At 63.3% G+C, this 24,018-nt stretch carries 20 protein-coding genes; 12 read left to right on the forward strand and 8 right to left on the reverse strand.

Going from position 1 to position 24,018, the window contains the following annotated elements:
• Positions 1-155 precede the first annotated feature (155 nt).
• The 5 genes from AC3WUT_RS21200 to dnaE form a co-directional block, all read right to left on the reverse strand.
• The gene (locus tag AC3WUT_RS21200) at positions 156-362 is read right to left on the reverse strand and encodes a hypothetical protein (RefSeq protein ID WP_492349072.1); all 207 of its coding nucleotides are present in this window, start codon (positions 360-362) and stop codon (positions 156-158) included.
• Positions 359-586: a hypothetical protein gene (locus AC3WUT_RS21205; protein WP_492349073.1), complete on the reverse strand. Its 228-nt coding sequence runs from the start codon at positions 584-586 to the stop codon at positions 359-361. The genes AC3WUT_RS21200 and AC3WUT_RS21205 overlap by 4 nt, the downstream gene beginning before the upstream one ends.
• Before the next feature lie 172 nt (positions 587-758).
• Complete coding sequence (gene clpA / locus AC3WUT_RS21210; RefSeq protein ID WP_492349074.1) at positions 759-3,095, reverse strand: ATP-dependent Clp protease ATP-binding subunit ClpA; 2,337 nt, start codon at positions 3,093-3,095, stop codon at positions 759-761.
• 57 nt (positions 3,096-3,152) lie between these two features.
• Positions 3,153-3,521, reverse strand: a complete 369-nt coding sequence (gene clpS, locus AC3WUT_RS21215) for an ATP-dependent Clp protease adapter ClpS (RefSeq protein WP_019575601.1) — start codon at positions 3,519-3,521, stop codon at positions 3,153-3,155.
• A gap of 133 nt (positions 3,522-3,654) precedes the next feature.
• Positions 3,655-7,167 carry a DNA polymerase III subunit alpha gene (gene dnaE / locus AC3WUT_RS21220; protein ID WP_492349075.1) on the reverse strand — a complete coding sequence of 1,171 codons (3,513 nt, stop codon included), beginning with the start codon at positions 7,165-7,167 and terminating at the stop codon, positions 3,655-3,657.
• Positions 7,168-7,422: 255 nt separating this feature from the next.
• Between dnaE and pilV the strand changes: the two genes are divergently transcribed.
• The 7 genes from pilV to AC3WUT_RS21255 are packed head-to-tail and all read left to right on the forward strand — an operon-like array spanning position 7,423 to position 16,210.
• Positions 7,423-8,058 carry a type IV pilus modification protein PilV gene (pilV, locus tag AC3WUT_RS21225; RefSeq protein ID WP_492349076.1) on the forward strand — a complete coding sequence of 212 codons (636 nt, stop codon included), beginning with the start codon at positions 7,423-7,425 and terminating at the stop codon, positions 8,056-8,058.
• Complete coding sequence (locus tag AC3WUT_RS21230; RefSeq protein WP_492349077.1) at positions 8,058-9,104, forward strand: PilW family protein; 1,047 nt, start codon at positions 8,058-8,060, stop codon at positions 9,102-9,104. The genes pilV and AC3WUT_RS21230 overlap by 1 nt, the downstream gene beginning before the upstream one ends.
• 37 nt (positions 9,105-9,141) lie before the next feature.
• Positions 9,142-9,768 carry a pilus assembly PilX family protein gene (locus AC3WUT_RS21235; protein ID WP_492349078.1) on the forward strand — a complete coding sequence of 209 codons (627 nt, stop codon included), beginning with the start codon at positions 9,142-9,144 and terminating at the stop codon, positions 9,766-9,768.
• 11 nt (positions 9,769-9,779) lie between these two features.
• Entirely contained in the window at positions 9,780-14,303 is a 4,524-nt protein-coding gene (locus AC3WUT_RS21240) for a pilus assembly protein (RefSeq protein WP_492349079.1), read from the forward strand.
• Positions 14,300-14,812 carry a type IV pilin protein gene (locus AC3WUT_RS21245; RefSeq protein ID WP_492349080.1) on the forward strand — a complete coding sequence of 171 codons (513 nt, stop codon included), beginning with the start codon at positions 14,300-14,302 and terminating at the stop codon, positions 14,810-14,812. Before AC3WUT_RS21240 ends, AC3WUT_RS21245 begins: the two co-directional genes overlap by 4 nt.
• Positions 14,809-15,438 (forward strand): GspH/FimT family pseudopilin, encoded by a 630-nt coding sequence (locus AC3WUT_RS21250; protein WP_492349081.1) that lies wholly within the window; start codon positions 14,809-14,811, stop codon positions 15,436-15,438. Before AC3WUT_RS21245 ends, AC3WUT_RS21250 begins: the two co-directional genes overlap by 4 nt.
• A 25-nt stretch (positions 15,439-15,463) precedes the next feature.
• Positions 15,464-16,210 carry a sulfurtransferase gene (locus tag AC3WUT_RS21255; RefSeq protein WP_492349082.1) on the forward strand — a complete coding sequence of 249 codons (747 nt, stop codon included), beginning with the start codon at positions 15,464-15,466 and terminating at the stop codon, positions 16,208-16,210.
• Between the two features lie 51 nt (positions 16,211-16,261).
• On the opposite strand, the gene AC3WUT_RS21260 is transcribed toward AC3WUT_RS21255, so the two are convergent.
• From AC3WUT_RS21260 to AC3WUT_RS21270, 3 genes are all read right to left on the reverse strand, one after another.
• Entirely contained in the window at positions 16,262-17,146 is an 885-nt protein-coding gene (locus AC3WUT_RS21260; protein WP_492349083.1) for a pirin family protein, read from the reverse strand.
• A 69-nt stretch (positions 17,147-17,215) separates the two neighbouring features.
• Positions 17,216-17,770 (reverse strand): flavodoxin family protein, encoded by a 555-nt coding sequence (locus tag AC3WUT_RS21265; RefSeq protein WP_492349084.1) that lies wholly within the window; start codon positions 17,768-17,770, stop codon positions 17,216-17,218.
• Between the two features lie 55 nt (positions 17,771-17,825).
• Positions 17,826-18,530 carry a pirin family protein gene (locus AC3WUT_RS21270; protein ID WP_492349085.1) on the reverse strand — a complete coding sequence of 235 codons (705 nt, stop codon included), beginning with the start codon at positions 18,528-18,530 and terminating at the stop codon, positions 17,826-17,828.
• Between the two features lie 99 nt (positions 18,531-18,629).
• On the opposite strand from AC3WUT_RS21270, the gene AC3WUT_RS21275 reads away from it, so the two are divergent.
• The 5 genes from AC3WUT_RS21275 to AC3WUT_RS21295 all read left to right on the forward strand — a co-directional run bounded on the left by AC3WUT_RS21275 (position 18,630) and on the right by AC3WUT_RS21295 (position 23,974).
• Positions 18,630-19,589: a LysR family transcriptional regulator gene (locus tag AC3WUT_RS21275; RefSeq protein ID WP_492349086.1), complete on the forward strand. Its 960-nt coding sequence runs from the start codon at positions 18,630-18,632 to the stop codon at positions 19,587-19,589.
• Between the two features lie 139 nt (positions 19,590-19,728).
• Positions 19,729-20,826 (forward strand): NAD(P)/FAD-dependent oxidoreductase, encoded by a 1,098-nt coding sequence (locus tag AC3WUT_RS21280; protein WP_492349087.1) that lies wholly within the window; start codon positions 19,729-19,731, stop codon positions 20,824-20,826.
• Between the two features lie 48 nt (positions 20,827-20,874).
• Positions 20,875-21,786, forward strand: coding sequence for a tRNA glutamyl-Q(34) synthetase GluQRS (gluQRS, locus tag AC3WUT_RS21285; protein WP_492349088.1), 912 nt, complete (start codon positions 20,875-20,877; stop codon positions 21,784-21,786).
• Positions 21,787-21,874: 88 nt separating this feature from the next.
• Positions 21,875-22,666, forward strand: a complete 792-nt coding sequence (gene trmB, locus AC3WUT_RS21290) for a tRNA (guanosine(46)-N7)-methyltransferase TrmB (protein ID WP_492349089.1) — start codon at positions 21,875-21,877, stop codon at positions 22,664-22,666.
• Between the two features lie 285 nt (positions 22,667-22,951).
• Entirely contained in the window at positions 22,952-23,974 is a 1,023-nt protein-coding gene (locus AC3WUT_RS21295; RefSeq protein WP_492349090.1) for a GGDEF domain-containing protein, read from the forward strand.
• The last annotated feature ends 44 nt before the right edge of the window (positions 23,975-24,018 follow it).

Genomic DNA, 24,018 nt, shown 5'->3' on the forward strand with positions numbered 1-24,018 from the left:
GCAGAGGTGTGTCAAAGCGTAGGCTGCCGCTACAGAGCCTGGCGCCAACGAGCACCGAGTCCCGGCAAGTGCTTGTCATTCAAGGCGTTCGTGAAGCGTCTCGATCTGACAGATTTCAGCCCTTACGCAGTGATACATCTCCTGGGATGACCGTCTCAACTGTTGGCCGATGGGGTCGATGGGGTCGATGGGGATTTTTCCAACGTGGCCGGGCACGAGGTACAGCTGATCAGCCGCGCCACGTCAAGGCTGTGCTCGCGATCCATGGGGGAGGCGAGCATTCGCAAAAGACGGACCAGGGTGGCCAGCAAGGCCATGACGATGCACAAAATGTCGATCGGATTGCCGTCAGGCGCACTCATCGACGCACCACGAACACCAGGGCCACCACCATCAGCACCACAGCCCCGATCGCATCCGAGCCTGCGGGCAATTGCAGCCCGCCATAGGCCAGCAGCCCCACCGCACTGGAGCCGATCACGCCCACGCCGGCCAGCAGGCGAATCGTGTCGGCCCACTGGACGTAGCGCCGCCGTGGGCTGGCCGGGCCGGCTTCGGAACTCAAAGACATGGGGCGAGATGACATCGCGATTCCTTGGTGAAAGGGACTGTTAGCAGCAAAGTGGTTTGATGCTCACAGGCCGATTCGCCAAAATCAACGCCAACTGTTCATTCTGTACCCGCAGAAAACAAAAAAGCTGACCCGGATCGCTCCTGGGTCAGCCTTGTTGAGGTCAGCCTCTGGTGGCTGGCGCAGCTCAATCTGCAGCGGCGGCCTCTTCCGGCTCCGTGGGTTCGGCCTTGGGGGCGCGCTCCTTCTTGGGCAGGGGCTGGATGTCCAGCACCACATCCGGCTTTTCGGCGTTGTCGTCGAGGTCGACCGTCAGGCGGCCACCGTCGGTCAGGCGTCCGAACAGCAGTTCGTCGGCCAAAGCGCGGCGGATGGTGTCCTGAATCAGGCGCTGCATCGGACGCGCGCCCATCAGCGGATCGAAGCCCTTCTTGGCCAAGTACTTGCGCAGCTTGTCGGTGAAGGTGACTTCCACCTTCTTCTCGGCCAGTTGGGTCTCCAACTGCAGCAAGAACTTGTCGACCACGCGCAGGATGACCTGTTCGTCCAGGGCCTTGAAGCCCACGATGGCATCCAGGCGGTTGCGGAACTCAGGCGTGAACAGGCGTTTGATGTCGGCCATCTCGTCGCCCGCCTCACGCGGGTTGGTGAAGCCGATGGTCGCCTTGTTCATGGTCTCGGCGCCCGCGTTCGTGGTCATGATCAGGATCACGTTGCGGAAATCGGCCTTGCGCCCGTTGTTGTCGGTCAAGGTGCCGTGGTCCATCACCTGCAACAGCACGTTGAAGATGTCCGGGTGCGCCTTTTCGATTTCGTCGAGCAGCAGCACCGCGTGCGGCTTCTTGGTGATGGCTTCGGTCAGCAGACCGCCCTGGTCAAAACCCACATAGCCCGGGGGCGCACCGATCAGGCGGCTCACGGCGTGGCGCTCCATGTACTCCGACATGTCGAAGCGGATCAGGTCGATGCCCATGATGTAGGCCAGTTGCTTGGCGGCCTCGGTCTTGCCGACGCCGGTGGGGCCGCTGAACAGGAAGGCACCAATCGGCTTGTCGCCCTTGCCCAGGCCCGACCGAGCCATCTTGACCGACGAGGCCAACACTTCGAGGGCCTTGTCCTGACCGAACACCACACTCTTGAGGTCGCGCTCCAGGGTCTGCAGCTTGCCGCGGTCGTCGTTGGAGACATTGGCCGGCGGAATGCGCGCGATCTTGGCCACGATTTCTTCGACCTCGGTCTTGCCGATGGTCTTCTTGCGCTTGGACGGGGCCAGGATGCGTTGGGCAGCACCGGCTTCGTCAATCACGTCGATGGCCTTGTCGGGCAGATGGCGGTCATTGATGTACTTGGCACTCAGTTCAGCCGCAGCCTGCAGGGCGGCCGCCGCGTACTTGACGCTGTGGTGCTCTTCAAAGCGCGACTTCAGCCCCTTGAGGATCTCGATGGTCTGGTCCACAGTGGGCTCGACCACGTCAACCTTCTGGAAACGACGCGACAAGGCGGCGTCTTTTTCGAAGATGCCACGGTACTCGGTGAAGGTGGTGGCGCCAATGCACTTGAGCTGACCGCTGGAGAGTGCCGGCTTGAGCAGGTTGGAGGCATCCAGTGTGCCGCCCGAGGCAGCACCCGCACCGATCAAGGTGTGGATTTCATCGATGAACAGGATGGCGTTGGGCTTTTCCTTGAGCGTCTTGAGCACCCCCTTGAGGCGTTGCTCGAAGTCGCCACGGTACTTGGTGCCGGCCAGCAAGGCGCCCATGTCCAGCGAGTAAACAATGGCCTCGGCCAGGATCTCGGGCACATCACCCTGGGTGATGCGCCAGGCCAGGCCTTCGGCGATGGCGGTCTTGCCCACGCCGGCTTCACCCACCAGCAGCGGGTTGTTCTTGCGGCGACGGCACAGGATCTGGATCACCCGTTCGACCTCGTACTCGCGGCCGATCAGTGGGTCGATCTTGCCGTCCTTGGCCAATTGGTTGAGGTTCTGCGTGAACTGTTCGAGCGGAGACGCCTTCTCGTTGCGCTCACCGCCCTCTTCCTGCTCGGCTTGCGGCTGGTCATTGCCCTTGACGGGTTCCGGCGGCTCGCCCTTCTTGATGCCGTGGGCGATGAAGTTCACCACGTCCAGACGGGTCACACCCTGCTGGTGCAGGTAGTAGACCGCGTGCGAATCCTTCTCACCGAAGATCGCGACCAGCACGTTGGCGCCGGTCACTTCCTTCTTGCCGTTGCCGGTGGACTGCACGTGCATGATGGCGCGCTGGATGACGCGCTGGAAACCCAGTGTGGGCTGGGTATCCACCTCATCGGTGCCGGCCACCTGAGGGGTGTTGTCCTTGATGAAGTTGGTCAAGGACTTGCGCAGATCGTCGATGTTGGCTGAGCAGGCCCGCAGCACCTCGGCGGCGCTGGGGTTGTCGAGCAAGGCGAGCAGCAGGTGCTCCACGGTGATGAACTCGTGGCGCTGCTGGCGGGCCTCAACAAAGGCCATGTGCAGACTGACTTCCAATTCCTGGGCAATCATGTGAATTCCTTTTGCCTTGCTTTAAGTGGTTGAACTTTAAATCGGATCGAAAGCCATTTATTCAACAGGCTCACTGACACATTGCAGCGGATGCCCGGCCTTGTGGGCCGCATCCATGACCTGATCCACCTTGGTGGCGGCCACGTCCCGCGAATACACGCCGCAGACGCCTTTGCCATCGAGATGGATCTTCAGCATGATCTGGGTCGCGCTTTCACGGTCCTTGTTGAAAAACTCCTGGATCACGAGGACCACAAACTCCATCGGGGTGTAGTCGTCGTTCAACATGACCACCTGGTACATCTGTGGCGGCTTGACCTTTTGCGTCAAGCGCTCAAGCACCACGGAATCGCCGCCGCCATGCTCCGGCGGCGCCAGCTTGGGTGCAGCGGGTTTGGAAGGTGATTTCGTTGCCATGAATTTCATTCTAATGACGGTCTTGGGGGCCCGAGGGTTCAAAGGGCAATTGGCCCCCACGAGTGGACATTTCAAGGGCTGATTTTTCACAAAATGAAAAAAATTCGCCCTCAACCGCCACTCTGCGGGTTCGTCAGCCGGCTCAGTCGTAAATGATGCGGGCCTGCCCCTCATGGGCCTGCGCTGTCCAACCTGCCAAAGCGGCATCGCTGGGGAAAAAGCGGGCGCCCTCGCCGAGGTGCAACTCGGCCGAAACGGCCATGCCATCCTTTTCGCGCAGCACTTGCAGGCGAATGTCCATGCCGCGCTCCAGGGTGCCGGATTCGGACTCTTCCAGGCGCGGCGGGTGTTCGCGCAGCAGCCGGGCAATGTCGGGCGCCCGGCCGTTGACCACCACCTGCAAATGCTTGCCGAAACGGCAGCGTGCTGACGCCAGGTCCCAAATCTGCACCACCTGCAGGCGCAGCCCGCCCGAAAACCGATCGGGCTGGCACTTGGCGCTGACGATGATCATCTCGTCGTCCTTGAGCAGGTTCTTGTTGGCATTGATCAAGGCTTCATCGGCGGTGGCCTCGATCGTGCGGCTCTTGTCGTCCAGCTTGAAGATCGCCAGTTTGCCGCGCTGGCCATTGATGACGCGCAGGTCGCTCACGATGCCGGCCACCATCTGGGGATCCCGGCTGTCGGCCAGTTCATCGATCTGCCGCCTGACAAAGCGGCGCACCTCGGTGGCCACCTCATCGAACAGGTGGCCCGAGAGGTAAAAGCCTACCGCCGTCTTTTCGTAGGTGAGCCGTTCCTTGATGCCCCAGGGCAGCGTTTCGACCAGCCCAGGCTCCTGCGTGCTGGAGCCGTGTGCATCGTCGCCGAACATGTCGAACAGGCCGCCCTGGTTGGCATTGGCCGCCGTGGCATTGGCAAATTCGAAGGCCCGGTCGATTGAAGCGACCAGCGCGGCCCGGTTCGGTTCGATGGCATCGAAAGCACCGGCCTTGATCAGGGCCTCGACCGTGCGCTTGTTGATGGCCTTGCGGTCCACACGGAGCGCAAAGTCGAACAGACTCTTGAAGGGGCCGCCCTCTTCACGCGCAGCCACCATCGCCTCGATGGCCGACTGCCCCGTGCCCTTGACGGCCCCCAGGCCGTAACGGATCACAGTGTTGGTGACGGGCTCGAAACGGTACCGGCCGCGGTTCACATCGGGCGGCTCGAAGCTCATGCCCATCTTCACGCCGTCTTCGTACAACACCTTGAGCTTGTCGGTGTCGTCCATTTCAACGGTCATGTTGGCGCAGAAGAACTCGGCGGTGAAATGCACCTTGAGCCAGGCCGTGTGGTAGGCCAACAGGGAGTACGCGGCCGCGTGCGACTTGTTGAAGCCGTAACCCGCAAACTTCTCCATCAAGTCGAAGACTTCGTCGGCCTTCTTTTCGTCCAGACCATTCTTGGCCGCACCGGCGCGGAAGATCAGGCGGTGCTCGGCCATCTCCTCGGCCTTTTTCTTGCCCATGGCCCGGCGCAGCAAGTCGGCGCCGCCCAGCGAGTAGCCGCCCAGCACCTGGGCGGTCTGCATCACCTGCTCCTGGTACACCATGATCCCGTAGGTCTCGGACAGCACCGCCTCCACCAGCGGATGCGGGTACTCGACCTCTTCGCGACCGTGCTTGCGGGCCACAAAGCTGGGGATCAGGTCCATCGGGCCCGGACGGTACAGGGCATTGAGTGCAATCAGGTCTTCCAGGCGCGAAGGCTTGGCGTCTTTCAGCATGCCCTGCATGCCGCGGCTTTCAAACTGGAACACCGCCTCGGTCTTGCCGTCCTGGAACAGGCGGTAGGTGGGCAGGTCATCGAGCGGGATGGTCTCGAAGTTGAAGTTCTCCTGGCCCTTGTGGCGCTTCATGATGAATTCGCGCGCAATTTCCAGGATGGTCAAGGTGGCCAGGCCCAAGAAGTCGAACTTCACCAGGCCAATGGCCTCCACGTCATCCTTGTCGTACTGGCTCACGGCCGACTCGCTGCCCGGCTGCTGGTAAAGCGCACAGAAATCGGTCAGCTTGCCGGGTGCGATCAACACCCCCCCGGCGTGCATGCCGATGTTGCGGGTCATGCCTTCGAGCTTCTGCGCCATCTCGATGACGGTCTTGACGTCTTCTTCTTTCTGGATGCGCTCGGCCAGCACCGGCTCCAGTTCGATGGCGTAATTGTTCTTGTCGCCCTCTTTCTTGGGGTTCGGCGGGTACTGCAGGGTGTAGGACATGCCCGGCTTGTTCGGCACCAGCTTCGAGATGCCATCGCAAAACGTGTAGCTCATGTCCATCACGCGCCCTACGTCGCGGATGGCCGCCTTGGCCGCCATGGTGCCAAAGGTGGCAATCTGGCTCACGGCGTCCTTGCCGTACTTGTCCTTCACGTAATCAATCACGCGGTCGCGGTTGCCCTGGCAGAAGTCGATGTCAAAGTCAGGCATCGACACCCGCTCAGGGTTCAGGAAACGCTCGAACAGCAGGTTGTATTGCAGCGGATCCAGGTCGGTGATCTTCAACGCATAGGCCACCAGCGAGCCGGCCCCCGAACCCCGGCCCGGGCCCACCGGGCAACCGTGGGTCTTGGCCCACTGGATGAAGTCGCCCACGATCAGGAAGTAACCCGGGAACCCCATCTTCAGGATGGTGTTGAGCTCGAACTCCAGCCGCTCCACGTAGCGTGGGCGTTGGGCATCTCGCTCCTCGGCCTTCGGGAACAGCAGTTTCAGACGCTCTTCCAACCCCTCGTGCGAGGCGAAGCGGAAGTACTCGGCAATCGGCATGCCGTTGGGCGTGGGGAAGTCGGGCAGTTGGGGCTTGCCCAACACCAGCGACAGGCTGCAACGGCGGGCGATCTCGACCGTGTTGCGCAGCGCCGAAGGCAGATCGGCAAACAAGGCCTGCATCTGCTCGGAGTTCTTGAAATACTGCTCACGCGTGAACTTGCGCACGCGCCGCGGGTTGGCCAGGATTTCACCCTCTGAAATACAGACCCGCGCCTCATGGGCTTCAAAGTCGTCCGGCCCGGTGAACTGCACCGGGTGGGTGGCCACCACCGGCAGCTTGAGGCGCGCCGCCAGTTTGACTGCGGCCACCACGTGGGCCTCGTCCTCGGCGCGGCCGGCGCGCTGCACCTCCATGTAGAAACGGTGCGGAAACACGCTGGCCATCTGCAAAGCCAGGTCGGCCGCCGCGCCTTCATCGCCGCGCAGCAGGGCCTGCCCCACCGCCCCCGAATGGGCCCCTGACAAGGCAATCAAGCCCTCATTGAGTTCGGCCAGCCAGTCCCGGGTGCACACCGCCTGGGCGTTGTGCACATTGCGCGTCCAGCCCCGGGCCAGCAACTCGCACAGGTTCAGGTAGCCCTGGCGGTTCTGCACCAGCAGCAGCATGCGCGACACCTGGGCAGGGGCCTGCGGCGTGCCTTCCAGCACGATTTCGGCCCCGATGATGGGCTTGACGCCCTTGCCGCGGGCCTCTTTGTACAGCTTGATCGCGCCGAACAGGTTGTTGAAATCCGTCAGGGCCAGGGCAGGCTGGGCATCCTTGGCCGCCAGCTTGACGACCTCATCGATGCGGGTGGTTCCGTCGACCACGGAAAACTCGGAATGCAGGCGCAGGTGAACAAACATCCGGCCATTGTAGGAAAGGCCGCCCCAGGGCACAGGCCTGGCAGCACAAATCCTTTGCACCAGAGCGGCCCCGACGGGTTCCAAGCCTCGCGAACGATCCACTGACCGCCCGATACCGACGAGCGGCACAAACAACCACTCATCGTTCAATATTTACCAATCATCACCTAGATTCACCAGATCTGAACCATCTTCACTGGCAATGTTAAATTTGGTATCGGTGGTAATCCATTGATCATTCAAGTTACAAAACCCATGTCCGCCCCGATGTTCTCCCGCTTGCATCACCCTTGCCGTCGCCTTGCCTGCGGTCGCGCACAGGGTGGCTTCTCATTGCTGGAGGTGCTGGTGGCCATTTTTGTGCTGTCCTTCGGCATGTTGGGCATGGTGGGCATGCAGTCGTTTTCGCTGCAGGCAAACCGCCAAGCCAGGCTGGCGTCGACGGCTGCAGGTTTGGTTCGGGAGTTGGGCGAGATGATGCGCAGCAACAAGGATCAGGCAAGCCTCACCACCAGCAACCCTTATGTGGGCAATTTCACCGCCCCGCTGACACCGACGACCGCCGAATACTGCATGAGTGTGGGCAATGCCAGCACAGGCTGCACCAGTGGGCTGGCGATCGCCAATGCGCAGATGACCGAGTGGCTGAGTCGCGTCAACAGCGAGCTGCCTTCACCACGGGTGCAGATCTGCTTTGACAACCAGCCCTACGACAGCAACAACCTCCCCCAGTGGGGCTGCAATGGCACAGGGGCGGGTGATCTTGTGATGTACATCAAGATCGCCTGGACCCAGACCAGCACCGATCGCAGTGATACCGGTTCTGCCGCATTTGTACGGGCGAGCACCCGCCCCATTCTCATCGTGCCGATCACGGCCGGAAACAATTGATGCGCACGAACGCCCGCCCCTTCAGACAACTCGGATTCACCCTGATCGAGCTCATGGTGGCCCTCGCCGTGAGCCTGATTGTCGTTCTGGCCGCGATGGCCGCGCTGAACATCTCGCGCCAAGGCTTTGCGGTCAATGATGCCGCGTCCCAGTTGCGCGAGAACAGTCGCTTCATTTCTGATCTGGTTCAGCGCCTGGTGGTGCAGACGGGCTTCAAGGACCTCGCCTACGCCACCACCAACCGCCCTACCAATGTGACGGGCGTGGTCAGCAATCCGCCGCCCGTCATCTATGGCAAGAACAACCAGAGCCGCACCAGCGCCGACGCCTGGGATGGAGGAACCGATCGAGCGGTCGGCACAGTCGCCTACGGCAGTGACATTCTGGTGCTTCGGTTCCAGCCCAACTCCAGTTCGTCGACCTCAGGCACTGCCGACGGCAGCATGATCAATTGCAACGGGGAAGGCCTGACCACACCCGCCACCAGCCGGGATGACTACGCAATCAGCATCCTGCACGTGGGGACTGACAGCGATGGCGAGCCCGCCCTGATGTGCAGTTCGATCCCGATCAACAGCACCACCGTGACGCAGACCATGCTGGTGCGCGGCGTCGAGAACTTCCAGGTGCTCTACGGCGTGGATTCGATCGGCCCCGGCAACACCAGCACCACGGTGAGCAGCGCCTCCGACATCATGCCTGACCGGTACCTGCGTGCCGATCAACTGACCGTCAGCGGCAACTTGGGCGCGACCTACTTCAATTGGCGCCGCGTGCGCAGTGTCCGCGTGGGGCTGACTTTGCGCAGCGCCAATGGCCAGTCCAACGACGTCAGCTCAGCGAGCTTTTACCCCTTCGGCCCCGCTGCCAACGGCAGTTCAGGTGCCGTGGCCACGGCCATGGGCAGCAGCGCCGACCCCGGAACCCTGAGCAGTGCCGGCACGCTGTTCACTGATCGGCGCATGCGTCGCAGCGTCACCTTCACCATCCACCTGCGCAACTCCCAAGGGAGCTGCACATCCGCGGGCGCCTGCCCAGGACCCTGATATGGACGCCCCCCACGTTATGACCAGGGCAGCAGACATGGTTTCAACAGACCGAGCGCTCCACCACCCGTCAACACACCAGCGAGGCATCTCGCTGATGGTGGTCCTGATCCTTTTGATCATCGTTTCACTGTTGGGCGTCGGCGGCATTCAACTGGCCACCATGGGCGAGCGCAGCGCACGCAACGACCGCGACCAGCAGATTGCCTGGCAGGCGGCCGAAGCGGCCCTGGTCGATGCCGAATTCGACATCTTCTCGCAAGGCTTGATTGTCGGCACCCGCACCTCGGTCTTCATGCCGGCAACCGACACCAGCAAATTTGTCGTCGGCTGTGGCAGCAGCGGCAACCAAAAAGGCCTGTGCGCGGAGAACGTCACCGGCCGACCGGCTTGGCTGACCGTCGACTTTCTCGACACCAGCAGCAACGCCAAGACCGTCGCCTGGGGTACTTTCACAGGCCGCAGCACCACCAACCCTTACCCGACCGGTGGTGGGCTGACGTCCGCCCAGGCCCCCCGGTATGTGATCGAGGCCATCAAGGACCCTTCAGAGGTCCTGACCAAAGGCATTCCTGAATCACGCTACGTGTACCGCGTCACGGCCATGGGCTTCGGCCCACGTCAGGACATCCAGGCGGTCATTCAAATGATGTACCGCGAATGAGCGAGCCCACCATGAACGCCTTTTCTGCCCCCTTCTCCTGGTTGCGACGCGTGCGCCTGGGTGTCACTCAGCGCGCCCGTTTTGCCACCGCCCTGGGTGTCATCGTCAGCGCCGGTGCCGGCCTGTCCTGGCTGGTGCACAGCCAGACCGTGGCCCCGGCCTACACCCCGATTGCCTTGGCCTCGGCCCCCCTGTACGCCACCACCCCCATCGACAAGCCCAGTCTTGCGCTGGCCTTGTCGGTCGAGTTTCCAACCGTCGGGGCGCAGTACACGCCTGGCGGCAGCAGCGACAACACCTACTCCAACGCCACCGAGTACCTGGGCTACTACGACGCAGAAGCGTGCTACACCTACAACGACAGCCCCAGCGAAACACCCGCCACCGGGCTGACGGCCAGCGATTACAAACGCTTCGACCGCAGCGGCGCGGCCACCAACCGCAAATGCAGCAATGCCTTCAGCGGCAACTTTCTGAACTGGGCCAGCAGTTCGGCCATCGACATGCTGCGTCTGGCCCTCTCGGGTGGCGACCGCTACATCGATCAAGATGGCCTGACCATCCTGCAACGGGCGCTGATTCCGAACAATGACCCCATCTGCATGTGGAACAGCAGCAACTTTCCGGCCAAGCAGCTCAGCAAGGACGGCGGCGGGGCTGGCACCTACTGGGGAGCCGTTCCCACAGCCATGATCACCGCAGCCAATGGCAGTGACATTTACGTCGCCAACACCCTCAACAGGATTTACTTTGGCACGTCAGCCACCGGCACCTGCGATTCAGGGCCGGCCAATTACGTGCTCAACAGCCCGGCTGCCAACCAGGCGATCGGCCCGGTCACCACTTACTCCAACAAAAACCAGCCCGGCGGCATGACCACTTGCGCCGCAGAAAACAACAACTGCACCTTCACCGGCACCTTGGAAGTCTGGTACGGAGCGGGCAAGAAATGGGCTGTCGCCCCGGCCTACAACGGGGTCGCTTGCAACAACAATGTGTTTGGCGATCCCAATCCAGGCGTGGCAAAGACCTGCTACACCCAGGCCTATGCCGGCAACTGGACACCCCCCGCAGCCAGCGGAACCCAACTCAACAGCGACGGCTACTTTTATTCTCGGGTCCAGGTGTGCAACAAGAGCGGAGGCAGTCTGGTCGATGTGCGTGACTATGGCCTGTGCAGCCTTTACCCCAGCGGCAATTACAAACCGGTGGGCGTGATTCAAAAATACAGCGACCAACTGCGCATGGCGGCCTTCGGCTACTTGATCGATCAAACCGCGAGCTACGACGGCGGACGCTACGGAGGCGTCCTGCGGGCCCCGATGAAGTATGTGGGCTACAAAACCTTTGATGAGTCAGGCAATGACACCACCCCAAGTACGGGCAATGCGAACATGGAGTGGAACACCAACACGGGCGTGTTCCTGAGCAACCCTGATGGCAACAGCATGAACATCAGTGGCGTCATCAACTACCTCAACAAATTTGGTCGCACCGGACCAGTTCCTGGTCGCTACAAGAAATACGACCCGGTGGGGGAATTGCACTATGAGGTGCTGCGCTACCTGCAGGGTCTGAGCCCCAGCGCAGATGCCATCAGCAACATCACCGACACCTACAAGGACGGCTTCCCCGTGTTCACCACCTGGACCGACCCCTATGGTGGCAGCCGCACCAACACGGGCGACTACTCCTGTGTGCGCAGCAACATTGTGGTGATTGGCGACATCAACACCCACGATGGCAACCACCTGCCAACACCCAATGCCGCCAACAACATCATGGACATCAATGCTTGGCGGACCACGGTTCAGAATTTCGAAAAGAATGTGAATACTACCTATGCAGATGGCTTGGATCCTTCTCAAACCCGCACGACCGGCAATCCCAACGGGGCGAACAACAGCGTTCCGACTGTGACGACGGGCAGTCAGATCATGGGCTCGGCCTACTGGGCCCACACGCACGACATCCGCGGGAAAGATTGGAAGGTCAACAACACGGCGAGCCCGCTTCAACGCCCTGGCCTGCGCGTCAAGACCTTCCTGTTCGACGTGAACGAATACGGTGCCCAGAACGACGCCAACACACGCCGCTATGCCAACCAGTTCTTCATGGCCTCCAAATACGGCGGCTTCGAGACCGACGCATCCAACGTGGGCAGCAACCCTTACAACACCTGGGGCAACCCCTTCAAGCAACAGGATGGCACGAACAACAACAACGTCTGGCAGAACTTGAATTCTCCGGGCGAGGCCAGCACCTATTACCTGCAGAGCAGTGCGCGCGGTGTGCTGAGCGCCTTCAACGGGATTTTCAGCCGAGCGGCCAACTCCTCACGCAACATCGCCGGGGTGGCCTTGCAGTCCAAGTACCTCACGGCAAGCAATGGCAGCGTGATCTACCAGGGCGCTTTTGACACCAGCAACTGGACAGGTGACGTGCTTTCCCTCCCCTTGACCGTCAGCGGCAGCACGGTCACGCTGGGTACCACCGCGAACTGGAGCGCCGCGGATGTCCTGACCAACCGAGCCAACCCAGCCACCACGCGCAACATCGTGATGGGGGTCCCGCCCACCACGGTCGCCCCCAACCCCAACCCCACGGCCACCGATTTCCAATGGGCATCGGTCGGTACGACCGTGCAAGGTGCACTGAACAAGGCCTCGCCGACAGCGGCCACCGACACGCTGGGCCAAAGCCGGCTCAACTACCTGCGCGGCGACCGCTCGCTGGAAGGCACGACCTTCCGCACCCGCAGCAAGCTGCTGGGCGACGTCATCAACTCCAGCGTGGTGTATGCAGGCAAGCCTGCCACGGGTTACACCGAAAACAGCTACAGCACGTTCTACAGCACCAATGCCAGTCGTACCGCGGCCGTCTATGTCGGCGCCAACGACGGCATGCTGCACGCTTTCAATGCCAGCACCGGTGCCGAGTTGTTCGGCTACATCCCAAGCTGGATGGCCACCAAGCTGTCGGCCCTCACCAGCACCAGCTATGCCAACAACCACCAAAGCTATGTCGATGGACTGCCGGCCGTGGGTGAGGCTTGCGTGGGTCCCTCGCACACCTTGACGGCCACCACCTGCACCTGGAAGTCGGTGCTCGTCTCGGGCACAGGTGCCGGCGGCCAGGGGGTGTTCGCGCTCGATGTGACCGATCCGACGGCCTTCTCGGCGTCCAAGGTGATGTGGGAGTTCACCAATGCCGACGACAACGACCTGGGCTATGTGGTCGGCCAGCCGCAGATCCTCAAGCTGGCCACCAGCGCGCCAGGGGCCACCTCCACCAGCTACCGCTGGTTTGCCGTGGTGGCCAGTGGCGTCAACAACTATGTGACCGACGCCAATGGCCGCTTCAGCAGCACGGGTCAGCCCGCACTGTTTTTCCTGGCGCTGGACAAGGCCGCAGGGGATGCCTGGACGAAAGGTACAAATTACTACAAGGTATCACTTCCCCTGGACACCACCCTCGCAACAACCAAGGCCCCAGGTGTCGCCAACTTCACCCCTCTGTATGACTCAGCAGGTGCCGTCAATCGCATCTTTGTCGGCGACCTGCATGGCAAGCTCTGGAAACTCGATTTCACACCGCGCACTGCCACGACCGTGCGGGCGGCCTTCAACCCCACGGTCACCGACGATTGGAACGTCGACAGCCTGTCCTTCTTCAACAAGGGCACAGCCACCGTGCCTGTGGCCTACCCGATGTACATCGCCAAGGACAGCAGTTCAAATGTGCAGCCCATTTTCTCGGCGCCCCGCATTTTCACGGGGCCGGTGGTGAACAACCTGCAGACCTTCTATGTCCTGTTCGGCACAGGCAAATTCCTGGAATCGTCGGACAAGACCTCCACCGCCCAGAACTCAATCTATGCAGTCTATGACAATGGCGTCATTAGCCTGAGTCAGTCGGATAGCACAACGACCACCAGCACCACTGCCAGCGTGATCACCGGGCGCGCCCGCCTGATGCAGGGGACGGTCGATACCAGCGTCGACCCCCGGACGGTTTCGGTGGCCGATTTTGTCTGGGGCCGAGCCCTGACCGACACCGCCACCTACACCGACTCCAGCACAGGCACCGATGTCACCAAACCCCTGCGCTCGGGCTGGTTCTTCGACCTGCCCTCGAGCGGCGAAAAAATGATCAGCAGCTTCCTGGACTTGAGCCCCTCGGCCAGCTTCAACACCATCATCCCCGGTGCGGCCGGCGCTTCTGGCACCTGTACCGCCACCCCGGGCAGCGGCAACCAGTATGTGATCGACATCACGACAGGTGACGGCAAGTTCACGACCTCGACCGTGGGCCTGCTCGGTGGCGCCATGTATGTCGATCTGGAATCGTCCATCTCCTACAGTTCAAGTGATTCGACGGGCCGACGCACCCGCACCACCGTCAAGACCAGCGTGCAAAGCGGCTCCACAGGCTCGGCGGTGGCTGGATCTTCGGTCACCCTCACCGACGTGGCAGGACGCCTGAGCTGGCGCCAGATCAACAATTACTGGGATTTGAAGACTGCATCACCATGAACAACCAACACCGCAGCAGGGGCTTCACCCTGATCGAACTGATGATCACCGTGGCCATCGTGGCCATTCTGGCCCGCGTGGCCTTTGGCGCCTACCAAGATTCGGTGCTCAAAGGCAAACGGGCTCAGGGCCGCACGGCCATTGCCGAGTTGCTGTTGCAACAAGAGCGGTACCTGACCCAACGCAACTGCTACCTGTCCTTTACCTCAACCAGCAGTGCAGCCTCGGCCTCGGCCTACAACACTGGTGAATGTGGCGGTGGCACGCCGTCCTTCACCGCGTCGACCTTCCCGTTCAAGTTCTTCTCTGGCGATACGGTGGCCAACTCGGCCTATCTGTTGAGCGCCTCCCGTTGCAGCAACACGATCACGCTCGCCGACTGTGTGAAAGTGACTGCGACACCGCAGTTCACCGATACTGTGGTGAATGTGCTCGAAGTCACCAGCACGGGCACCAAGACCTGCACGGGCACAGCGTCGAGCAGCAATCCCAAGTTGTGCTGGCCATGAAATCGCCCGAGCGCCCGGATCGGGGCTTCACCCTGATTGAACTGATTGTCACGATGGCCATCATGGTGGTGCTGGCCATGGTGGCGGTCCCCAGTTTTGTCACCTTCCAGCGCAACTCTCAGATGACCTCCGTGGCCAACGCGCTGCTCGCTTCGATCAACACCGCCCGTGGTGAAGCCATGAAACGCAACCAGACCGCGTTTGTGGTGCCCAACACCGGCACCGATTGGACCAGTGGCTGGAAGGTGTTTGTTTCGCGCCCCGGGTTCAGTGCCTCGAGCAACACCTACACGGGCACCATCAGCGGAGCCTCCCCTGCGTACACCGACGGCCAAGACCTGCTTTTGCAGACCGTTCCCGCCCAGGAGGGCTACCTCGACATCAGCACGAACGACGGCGCGGGTACCGCGCTGGGACTGATCCGCATCGACGGCTCGGGCTACTCCAAAACTGCGAACAACGGCGGCTTCCAGTCCATGACGCTGCGCATCCAGCGCAATGACGTGGGCAGCACGATCCAACCCAACCAGACCCGCATCCTGGTGCTGGCCCGGACCGGCCGGGCTCGGGTCTGCACCCCAGTCTCGGCCAGTGACAGCAATTGCTCGGTCACGTCCAGCCAGTAAGCCCCAGGCCTCAGGGGCTTCTACAATGCGCGCCGTGAACACCCCCGTCCTCAACATCTCCTGCTACAAGTTTGTGCCGCTGCCTGATGCGGCCACACTCCGCGATCAACTGGCCGAGCAGACCCAACGCCTGGCGTTGCGCGGCACCATCCTGCTGGCCGAGGAAGGCATCAACTTCTTCCTGGCCGGGCCCGCTGAGGCTGTGCGCGAGGTGGTCAACACCCTGCGCCAAGATCCGCGCCTGTCCGATCTGGCGCCCAAGGAGAGCTGGTCAGACCACCAGCCGTTTCGCAAGATGCTGGTCAAGGTCAAGCGCGAGATCATCCGCATGAACCACCCCACCATCCGCCCTGCCGAAGGTCGGGCCCCCGCCGTCACGCCGGCCACAGTGCGCCGTTGGCTGGAACAAGGCCATGACGATGAAGGTCGGCCCGTGGTCACCCTGGACACCCGCAATGCCTTCGAAGTGGACCACGGCACGTTTGAAGGCGCGGTCGACTGGCGCATCCAAAAGTTCACCGAATTTCCAGACGCCTTGCGTGCCCACAAAGCTGAACTGCAGGACAAGACCGTGGTGAGCTTCTGCACCGGCGGCATCCGGTGCGAAAAGGCCGCCATCCTGATGCGCGAGGAAGGCCTGCCCCATGTCTATCAGCTCGAAGGCGGCATCCTCAAGTACTTCGAGGAAACCGACGGCGCCCATTACCAAGGCAGCTGCTTTGTATTTGACGAGCGCGAAGCGCTGGCGCCGGACCTGTCGCCGCTGCGCTGAGCCCGCTCCAGGGGCCCGGGGCCAAAGCCCCTGCCCCCTTCGATTTCCGGCTCAGTGGCCGGGACGCACCGGCAGATCGATGCGCTCGGTCTCGCCGGGCACCTGCCCCATGCCGGCCTCCGCACGCCCCTGAGCCCAGTCCTGCTCGGCCTGCTCGATGCGGGCCTTGGACGTCGAGACAAAGTTCCAGCGGATGTTTCGATGGCCCAGGGGCTGGCCGCCCACCAAGACCCAGCGACAGCCCTCAGGGCCGGCCTTCAGATCCAGCGAGCCCTGCGGCAGCACCAACTGCTGCAAAGGCAAGGCCTGCTCGTCGGCCAGCAAGCCGCCCTGCACCACGTACAAGGCCTGCTCCTGGGCCAGCAAGGGCAGGTGCAAGGTGGCACCAGGCGCCATCTGCACATCGAGGTACAGCGTGGGCGACAAAGTCTGCACCGGTGAGCGGTGACCAAAGGCCTCACCCACCAGCACCCGCACCTGGACGCCGGGGTATTGAATTTCAGGCAGCGCCTCGGCCGGGGTATGGACAAAGCTCGGCACCACGTCTTCCAGCGCTTCGGGCAAGGCCACCCACAGCTGCAAGCCATGCATGGCATAGGACTGGTCCGTCAGGTCAGGCGGGCGGCGTTCCGAATGCACGATGCCCCGGCCGGCCGTCATCCAGTTGATCGCACCGGGCTCGATGCGTTGCTCGAAGCCCAGGTTGTCGCGGTGGATCTGCGCCCCTTCAAACAGGTAGGTCACCGTGGCCAGACCGATGTGCGGATGGGGGCGCACGTCAAACTGATCGGCAGGCTGCACCTGCACCGGCCCGAAGTGGTCGAAGAACAGAAAAGGCCCCACGGCCTGCCGCTGCGCTGCCGGCAAGGCCCGGCGCACCAGGAAGCCGCCACCCAGGTCTTTGGTGTGGGGCGAAATCAGGGTCCAGGACGTCATGGGCGGTGCTCCTTGCGAAATAAATGGGAGGCCTGCACCCACCGGGCAGCAGGCCCCAGGCCCCTTCGATTATTTGGCGAGGCGGGCTGCCGTGGCGGCCACGCGGGCGCCGAACGCCTTGGCCCCTTCCAGGTCACCCGGCAGCATTTCGGCGGGCGAGCAGTCCGAGGGGCTCTGGGCCATGGCGCCAAGCGAAGCACCGAGCACGTTCGAGTCGTTGCGCTGGGCCGCCTTGCTGTTGCTGGGCAACAAACCCAGGCCTACCCAGACACCGCCATGCTGCATGGCCAGGGTCATCAGGTATTGCAGGGTGCTTTGCTTGTCGCCATTCAGCGAGGCGCTGTTGGTGAAACCGGCGAAAAGCTTGTCCTTCCAGGCTTGGGTGAACCAGGCCTTGGAGCTGGCGTCGGCAAACTTCTTGAACTGCCAGCTGACCGAGCCCATGTAGGTGGGCGAGCCCAGGACGATGGCGTCCGCGGCGTTCAGGGTGTCCCAGCCGCCTTCGGGCAGGTTGCCCTCGGCGTCGATGGGCAGCAGGGTGGCGCCGGCGCCTTCGGCCACCGATTGCGCCATGCGCAGGGTATGACCATAACCCGAGTGGAAAACAACAACGACTTTTGCCATGAAAGACTCCTTGGTTGAGAAACCTTGGTTGAGAAAAACGGATTCTGACGCCCGCTCAGGGCGCCAGTTCAAACACCAGCACTTCGGCATCGCGGCCGTGACTGAGGGAGAGTTGGCTCTCGTGCTCCAGCAGCAGCGCATCGCCGCCCTCCAGGCACTGGCCGTTGGCCTGCAGTTGCCCGCGCACCAGGTGCACATAGGCCTTGCGGCCCGTGCGCAGCGCCAGGGTGGCCTGTTCGGCCTCCCCGTCGAACAGGCCGGCGTACAGACGGGCATCGGCATGGAGGCGCACCGAGCCGTCGGCGCCATCGGCCGATGCCACCAGGCGCAGTCGACCGCGCTTGTCGGCGTCTGAGAATGCCTTCTGCTCGTAGCCAGGCTCGATGCCCTGCACGTCGGGCAGGATCCAGATCTGCAGAAAGTGGGTCGTCTGGCCCGGGGCGTGGTTGAACTCGCTGTGGGTCACACCGCGTCCGGCGCTCATGCGCTGCACCTCGCCAGGCCGGATGCCCTTGACGTGGCCCATGCTGTCCTGGTGGGCCACCTCACCACTCAGCACGTAGCTGATGATTTCCATGTCACGATGGCCATGGGTGCCAAAGCCGGTGCCGGGTGCAATGCGGTCTTCGTTGATCACCCGCAGGTTGCCCCAGCCCATGTGGCGCGGATCGTGGTAGCCGGCAAAAGAGAAACTGTGGAAGGACTTCAGCCAGCCGTGATCGGCATAACCTCGTTCCCCTGATTTGCGAATGCTGAGCATGGTGTGCATCTCCTGAAGCTGAACTTTAGGGCCCGCCCCGCGTTCTGCCATGCGCGGTGATTGATGGCATCATTCATTTTTTTTGAATCGACGTTGGCCATGCCCTCCACGACCCCCACGGCCCGCGATGTCCTGACCCCCGATGCCCTGGGCATGTTGAAGGAAATCGCCCAGAGCGGCAGCTTTGCGGCGGCGGCGCGGCAACTCAACCTGGTCCCCAGCGCCCTCACCTACCGGGTGCGCGCCATCGAAGACGCATTGGACGTGCTGCTGTTTGACCGCAGCAGCCGCCAGGCCCGCCTGACCGAGGCGGGGCAGGAACTGCTGCGCGAAGGGGAGCGCCTGCTGGACGAGATCGATGCCGTGGCCAACCGTGTCAAGCGTGTGGCCACGGGGTGGGAACCTCAGTTCACCCTGGCCGCCGACGGCGTGATCACCCGCAGCACCCTGCTGGAGCTGACCGGCGACTTCTTCCAGCTCAACCCGCCGACACGGCTGCGCATCCGTGACGAGATCATGACCGGCACCTTGCAGGCTGTGGTGCTGGGGCATGCCGACCTGGCCGTCGGCGTGGTGATGGATGGCTCTACCCCCACTGACATCCAGCAGCGTGAGCTGGGGGTGATGCACTTCCTGTATGTGGTGGCCCCGCACCATCCCCTGGCCAAGATCGAAGAGCCTCTGTGCGACGACCTGATTCGTCAACACAGAGCAGTTGCCGTCGCCGACTCCAGTCAGCGTGGCCGGGGCATGACCGTCAACCTGCTGCCCGGCCAGGATGTTTTCACGGTGCCCACCATGCAGGCCAAGGTCGAAGCCCAGTTGCGCGGGCTGGGTGCGGGCTTTCTGCCCGAATCCATGGTGCGAAACTACCTCGAAGCAGGCATGCTGATCCACAAGCCCTTGGAGCGGGCAGCGCGCACGGTCCGCTGCGGCTATGCCTGGCGGGCCAGCCCGGGCCAACGTCCGGGGCGGGCGCTGCAATGGTGGCTGGATCGCCTGGAGTCGGCCGCCACCCGGCAAGCGTTGCTGGAACAGCCTCGCCATGTCGTGCGCTGAGGCCGGGCCAGGAACGTGCTGACGCTCACAGGGGCGGGAAAGCCCTGAAGCCTGCAACACAAAACGCTGATCCAACTCGTCCGGAGCGACCGCCAATTGGGTTAGGCTTTGTGACGTCCTCATTGATCGGAGACCCAGCATGGCAAAACGTCCTCGCAGCTCGACCGGCCCGCGCAAGAAGCCGGCCTCACCCACCCTGGTGCCCCAACGCATTGCCATCGTCGGCGCCGGCATGGCCGGCATCACCTGCGCCCGTACCCTGGCCCAGGCGGGTCACGACGTCACCGTGTTCGAGAAGAGCGCGGGCGTCAGCGGCCGCATGGCCAGCACCGACTCGGCCTTTGGCAGTTTCGACACCGGAGCCCAGTACTTCACGGTGCGCGATCCCCGCTTTGAGCTGGCCCTGGCCACCGCCCCCAACGCTGCCCGCCGCTGGAGCGCCAATGCCGTGCGCGTGCTCGATGAGCATGGCCAGGTCAGCTCCCCCAGCCTGCCCCACCCCGAACCCCATTGGGTGGGTGTACCGGCCATGAACCGCCTGGTGAGTGACTGGGCCGCGCCCTTGCAAGCCCAGGGCCGCCTGCTCACGCAGACCCGCGTCAGTGCCCTGCAGCGCGACACCCTGCAACCCCAACGCTGGCAACTGCACACCGCTGGCGACGACGGCAGCAGCCAGGTCCACGCCGGCTTTGACGCCGTGCTGCTGGCCCTGCCGGCCCCCCAGGCGGCCGAACTGCTGGCCGCAGTGCCCAGCGCCAATGCCCTGGTCGAAGCCTTGCAGCCCGTGACCATCGCCCCCTGCTGGACCCTGATGCTGGCCTTCCCGCAGGCGGTGCAGCCGGGCCTGACCACCTTGGGCCCGCAATGGAACGCGGCCCGCAGCACCCACCACCGCATCGCCTGGCTGGCACGCGAATCATCCAAGCCCGGGCGCAGCCAGATCGAGCGCTGGACCGTCCAGGCCAGCGATGTCTGGTCAAGCGAACACCTGGACGACAGCGCCGAGCGGGTGCAGGGCAAGCTGCACCGCGCCTTTGTCGACATCACGGGCATCCATGCCGAGCCCAGCCACATCGCACTCAAACGCTGGAAGCACGCCAAAACGCTCAAGCCCCTGGGTCAGACCCACCTTTGGGACCCGGCCAATGGCGTCGGACTGTGCGGCGACTGGTGCCTGGGCCACCGGGTCGAAGACGCCTTCGTGTCCGGCCTGAGCCTGGCGCTCTCGCTGAGCTGACCTGCCCCCCGGGCGGCCATGGCCGCCCTCGCCTGCCATGCCTCTGCCATGCCTCTGCCACGTGGCGGCTACACCGGCCGCTTTGCCCCCTCCCCCACCGGCCCGCTGCACGCGGGCTCACTGGTCGCGGCCCTGGCCAGTTGGCTTGACGCCCGTGCCCATGGCGGGCAGTGGCTGGTTCGCATCGAAGACATCGACCCACCGCGCTGCAACCCGGGCGCTGACCAACACCTGCTGCAACAATTGGCGGCCTGCGGCCTGCACCCCGATCAGCCACCGGTCTGGCAATCCCAACGCCATGCGCTGTACGCCAGCGCCCTGCAGACCCTGACCCAGGCGGGCCTGGCCTATGGCTGTGCCTGCACCCGCAAGGAGATCGAGGCCGCCCTGCTGGCCCAAGGCCTGCAGCGGGCAAGGCACCAGCAAGCCGTCTACCCGGGCACCTGCCGCCAGGGCCGCCAAGGCCGCCCCGTGCGGGCCTGGCGCTTGGCCGTGGGGCAGATCCCCGGGGCCACCGCCCTGCGCTGGCAGGACCGGCGGCTGGGGCCCCAGATCCAGGATGTGGCGGCCGAAGTGGGCGACTTCGTGCTCCAGCGCGCCGATGGCCTGTGGGCCTACCAGTTGGCCGTGGTCGTGGACGATGCGGCCCAGGGCGTGACCGACATCGTGCGCGGCGCCGACCTGTGCGACAACACGGCGCGCCAGATCCTGCTGCAACACGCGCTGAACCTGCCCACGCCGCGTTACCTGCACACCCCGCTGGTGCTGGACGCACGGGGTGAGAAACTGTCCAAGCAGCATGGGGCGCCAGCCATCGACACGTCAAGCCCAGCCGCCTGCCTGGCCGCTCTGCGCCAAGCTGCCGCGGCCCTGGATTTGCCGCATGCAACCGCGCCCGACGCCAGCATCAGCGATCAACTGACCCAATGGACCGGCCTGTGGCGGGCGCGCTGGGCCTGAATGAGCCCACAAGGCGCCCGCTTGCCTACAATCTCACTCCATTTGGCGCCACCCGGCCGCCTGGCCCAGCGCCTGAAACCCCGACATCATGCAAGAACACCAAGAACACCAAGAACACACCGCCCCCGTGGCCCCCGCCCCAGTGGACGAACCGTCTGGCACGGCCTCTGACGCCCAGCCGACCGGCGCCCCTGCCGGCGTGGCCTTCCCCAAGACCATCAAGAGCTTTGTGCGGCGCGCCGGCCGCACCACCACCGGACAGGCCAAGGCCTTTGAGTTGCTAGGCCCCCGCTTCATCCTGCCCTACCGCGCCGCGCCACTGGACCTGAGCGAAGCCTTTGGCGCGCCGGGCCCGGTGGTGCTGGAGATCGGCTTCGGCATGGGCGACGCCACGGCCCACATTGCAGCCCTGATGCCTGACACGCACTTTCTGTGCTGCGAAGTGCATGAACCCGGAGTGGGTGCCCTGCTCAAGCAGGTGGGTGAGCGCGGACTGAGCAACATCCGCATCCTGCAGCACGACGCGGTCGAGGTGATCGACAACATGCTGCCTCATGGCGTGCTCGAAGGCGTGCACATCTTCTTTCCCGACCCTTGGCACAAGACCAAGCACAACAAGCGACGCTTGATCCAAGCGCCGCTGGTGGCCAAATTGGCCGCCCGGCTGCGCCCCGGCGGTTACCTGCATTGCGCCACCGACTGGCAGCCCTATGCCGAGCAGATGCTGGAGGTACTGGGTGCCGAGCCTCTGTTGCGCAATCGCCAGGCCGCCGGTGGCTACGCCGATCGCCCAGCCTACCGGCCCGAGACCAAATTCGAGCGCCGGGGCCTGCGTCTGGGGCATGGCGTCTGGGATCTGGTGTTCGAAAAGACCCCGTGACAGCCCCCGTGACCGGAGCGGTTCGCCCCTGGGGGCTGACCCCAGGCGCTGGCGGGCGAGGCAGTGACCCCAACGCCTGCCCAAGGCCCGGGTCTGCTGCATTTATGCGACAAAACTGTCTGAAATCAAACAATTCTCAGGACAGCCCAGCACCGCACAAGCGTGCTTTTACAAAAACTGGCTACCATCGCGCCTCATCCATCTTCTGCCGGGATTGAAACGGATCCGCCTCATTCGGCCCGGCTCGAACTCGTCATTTCCCCTTGTGTGCAACCGGTTTTGACAATGAATCCACTTTTGCAGCATCTGGTCGAGATCACGGGTCATCGAGATCACGCCCGCCTGGAGATCTCGGTCATCTCGGCCTTGCATCAGTTGGGCAATGTGAAAGAGGTTCGCGCCCTGGAGGTGGTGACCATTGGTGAAGAGACCCACGTGCGGCCCAAGGCCTGGATCAGCGAGGGGGCACTCCAATCCATCGAAGACCCTCAGCACGCCGACATTCCGCGCCTGCCTCTGATGGCCTACCCGGCCTTGGCCACCTGCATCGCCGAAAAATCTGCCGGTCGGGAAGAGCGCTCTTCCAGCGGGGAGCATGAGCTGTGGCTGCCGGTGTGGCTGCAGGAGAAGGTGGTGGCCTGCCTGGAGATCCGCAACGACAGCCCCTTTGCCCAGGACACCCTGAACGTGATCCATGGCATCTTTCACGTCTACCGCAACTACCAGAGCCTGCTCGACTACAGCGAGCGCGATGCACTGACCGGCTTGTTCAACCGCAAGACCTTTGACGCCGAGTTTGCCCGTCCCGGCCACAGCCCAGCCGCCAATGGCGCGGCAGAGGCCAACGATGAAGACAGCCCCCGTCATTGGCTGGCCGTGGTGGACATTGACCACTTCAAACAGGTCAACGACCGTTTCGGTCACCTGTACGGCGACGAGGTGCTGATCCTGATGGCCAACCTGTTGCGGGCGTCCTTCCGGGCCCAGGATCGGATTTTCCGCTTTGGTGGCGAGGAATTTGTGATCCTGCTGCGCTCCGCCACGCTGGCCACCGCACGGCAGATCTTCAACCGCTTTCGCCAGGCCGTGGAGCACCATGACTTTCCGCAGGTCGGGCGCGTCACCGTCAGCGTGGGTTTCGTCAGTACCCACGAAGGGTCTGCGGTCGAGATCCTGGGGCACGCAGACCAGGCGCTCTATTTCGCCAAGGAGCACGGCCGTAACCAGGTCTGCCATTACGACGAACTCATCGGCTCAGGCCAGTTGAAGAAGCAAACGCAGGCCCACGACGAAGTCGAGCTGTTCTGAACGGCCGCTGCAGAACGCAGAGCCGATCGCTGCCGTCGCGCAAG

It is taken from the genome of Curvibacter sp. EU05-FHT14A10 (genome assembly GCF_058791075.1).

What these genes read in the sequence shown, in the direction of transcription:
- AC3WUT_RS21200 (WP_492349072.1), bottom strand. Translation starts at nt 362, where the DNA reads ATGAGTGCGCCTGACGGCAATCCGATCGACATTTTGTGCATCGTCATG.
- AC3WUT_RS21205 (WP_492349073.1), bottom strand. Translation starts at nt 586, where the DNA reads ATGTCATCTCGCCCCATGTCTTTGAGTTCCGAAGCCGGCCCGGCCAGC.
- clpA (WP_492349074.1), bottom strand. Translation starts at nt 3,095, where the DNA reads ATGATTGCCCAGGAATTGGAAGTCAGTCTGCACATGGCCTTTGTTGAG.
- clpS (WP_019575601.1), bottom strand. Translation starts at nt 3,521, where the DNA reads ATGAAATTCATGGCAACGAAATCACCTTCCAAACCCGCTGCACCCAAG.
- dnaE (WP_492349075.1), bottom strand. Translation starts at nt 7,167, where the DNA reads ATGTTTGTTCACCTGCGCCTGCATTCCGAGTTTTCCGTGGTCGACGGA.
- pilV (WP_492349076.1), top strand. Translation starts at nt 7,423, where the DNA reads ATGTCCGCCCCGATGTTCTCCCGCTTGCATCACCCTTGCCGTCGCCTT.
- AC3WUT_RS21230 (WP_492349077.1), top strand. Translation starts at nt 8,058, where the DNA reads ATGCGCACGAACGCCCGCCCCTTCAGACAACTCGGATTCACCCTGATC.
- AC3WUT_RS21235 (WP_492349078.1), top strand. Translation starts at nt 9,142, where the DNA reads ATGGTTTCAACAGACCGAGCGCTCCACCACCCGTCAACACACCAGCGA.
- AC3WUT_RS21240 (WP_492349079.1), top strand. Translation starts at nt 9,780, where the DNA reads ATGAACGCCTTTTCTGCCCCCTTCTCCTGGTTGCGACGCGTGCGCCTG.
- AC3WUT_RS21245 (WP_492349080.1), top strand. Translation starts at nt 14,300, where the DNA reads ATGAACAACCAACACCGCAGCAGGGGCTTCACCCTGATCGAACTGATG.
- AC3WUT_RS21250 (WP_492349081.1), top strand. Translation starts at nt 14,809, where the DNA reads ATGAAATCGCCCGAGCGCCCGGATCGGGGCTTCACCCTGATTGAACTG.
- AC3WUT_RS21255 (WP_492349082.1), top strand. Translation starts at nt 15,464, where the DNA reads ATGCGCGCCGTGAACACCCCCGTCCTCAACATCTCCTGCTACAAGTTT.
- AC3WUT_RS21260 (WP_492349083.1), bottom strand. Translation starts at nt 17,146, where the DNA reads ATGACGTCCTGGACCCTGATTTCGCCCCACACCAAAGACCTGGGTGGC.
- AC3WUT_RS21265 (WP_492349084.1), bottom strand. Translation starts at nt 17,770, where the DNA reads ATGGCAAAAGTCGTTGTTGTTTTCCACTCGGGTTATGGTCATACCCTG.
- AC3WUT_RS21270 (WP_492349085.1), bottom strand. Translation starts at nt 18,530, where the DNA reads ATGCTCAGCATTCGCAAATCAGGGGAACGAGGTTATGCCGATCACGGC.
- AC3WUT_RS21275 (WP_492349086.1), top strand. Translation starts at nt 18,630, where the DNA reads ATGCCCTCCACGACCCCCACGGCCCGCGATGTCCTGACCCCCGATGCC.
- AC3WUT_RS21280 (WP_492349087.1), top strand. Translation starts at nt 19,729, where the DNA reads ATGGCAAAACGTCCTCGCAGCTCGACCGGCCCGCGCAAGAAGCCGGCC.
- gluQRS (WP_492349088.1), top strand. Translation starts at nt 20,875, where the DNA reads ATGCCTCTGCCACGTGGCGGCTACACCGGCCGCTTTGCCCCCTCCCCC.
- trmB (WP_492349089.1), top strand. Translation starts at nt 21,875, where the DNA reads ATGCAAGAACACCAAGAACACCAAGAACACACCGCCCCCGTGGCCCCC.
- AC3WUT_RS21295 (WP_492349090.1), top strand. Translation starts at nt 22,952, where the DNA reads ATGAATCCACTTTTGCAGCATCTGGTCGAGATCACGGGTCATCGAGAT.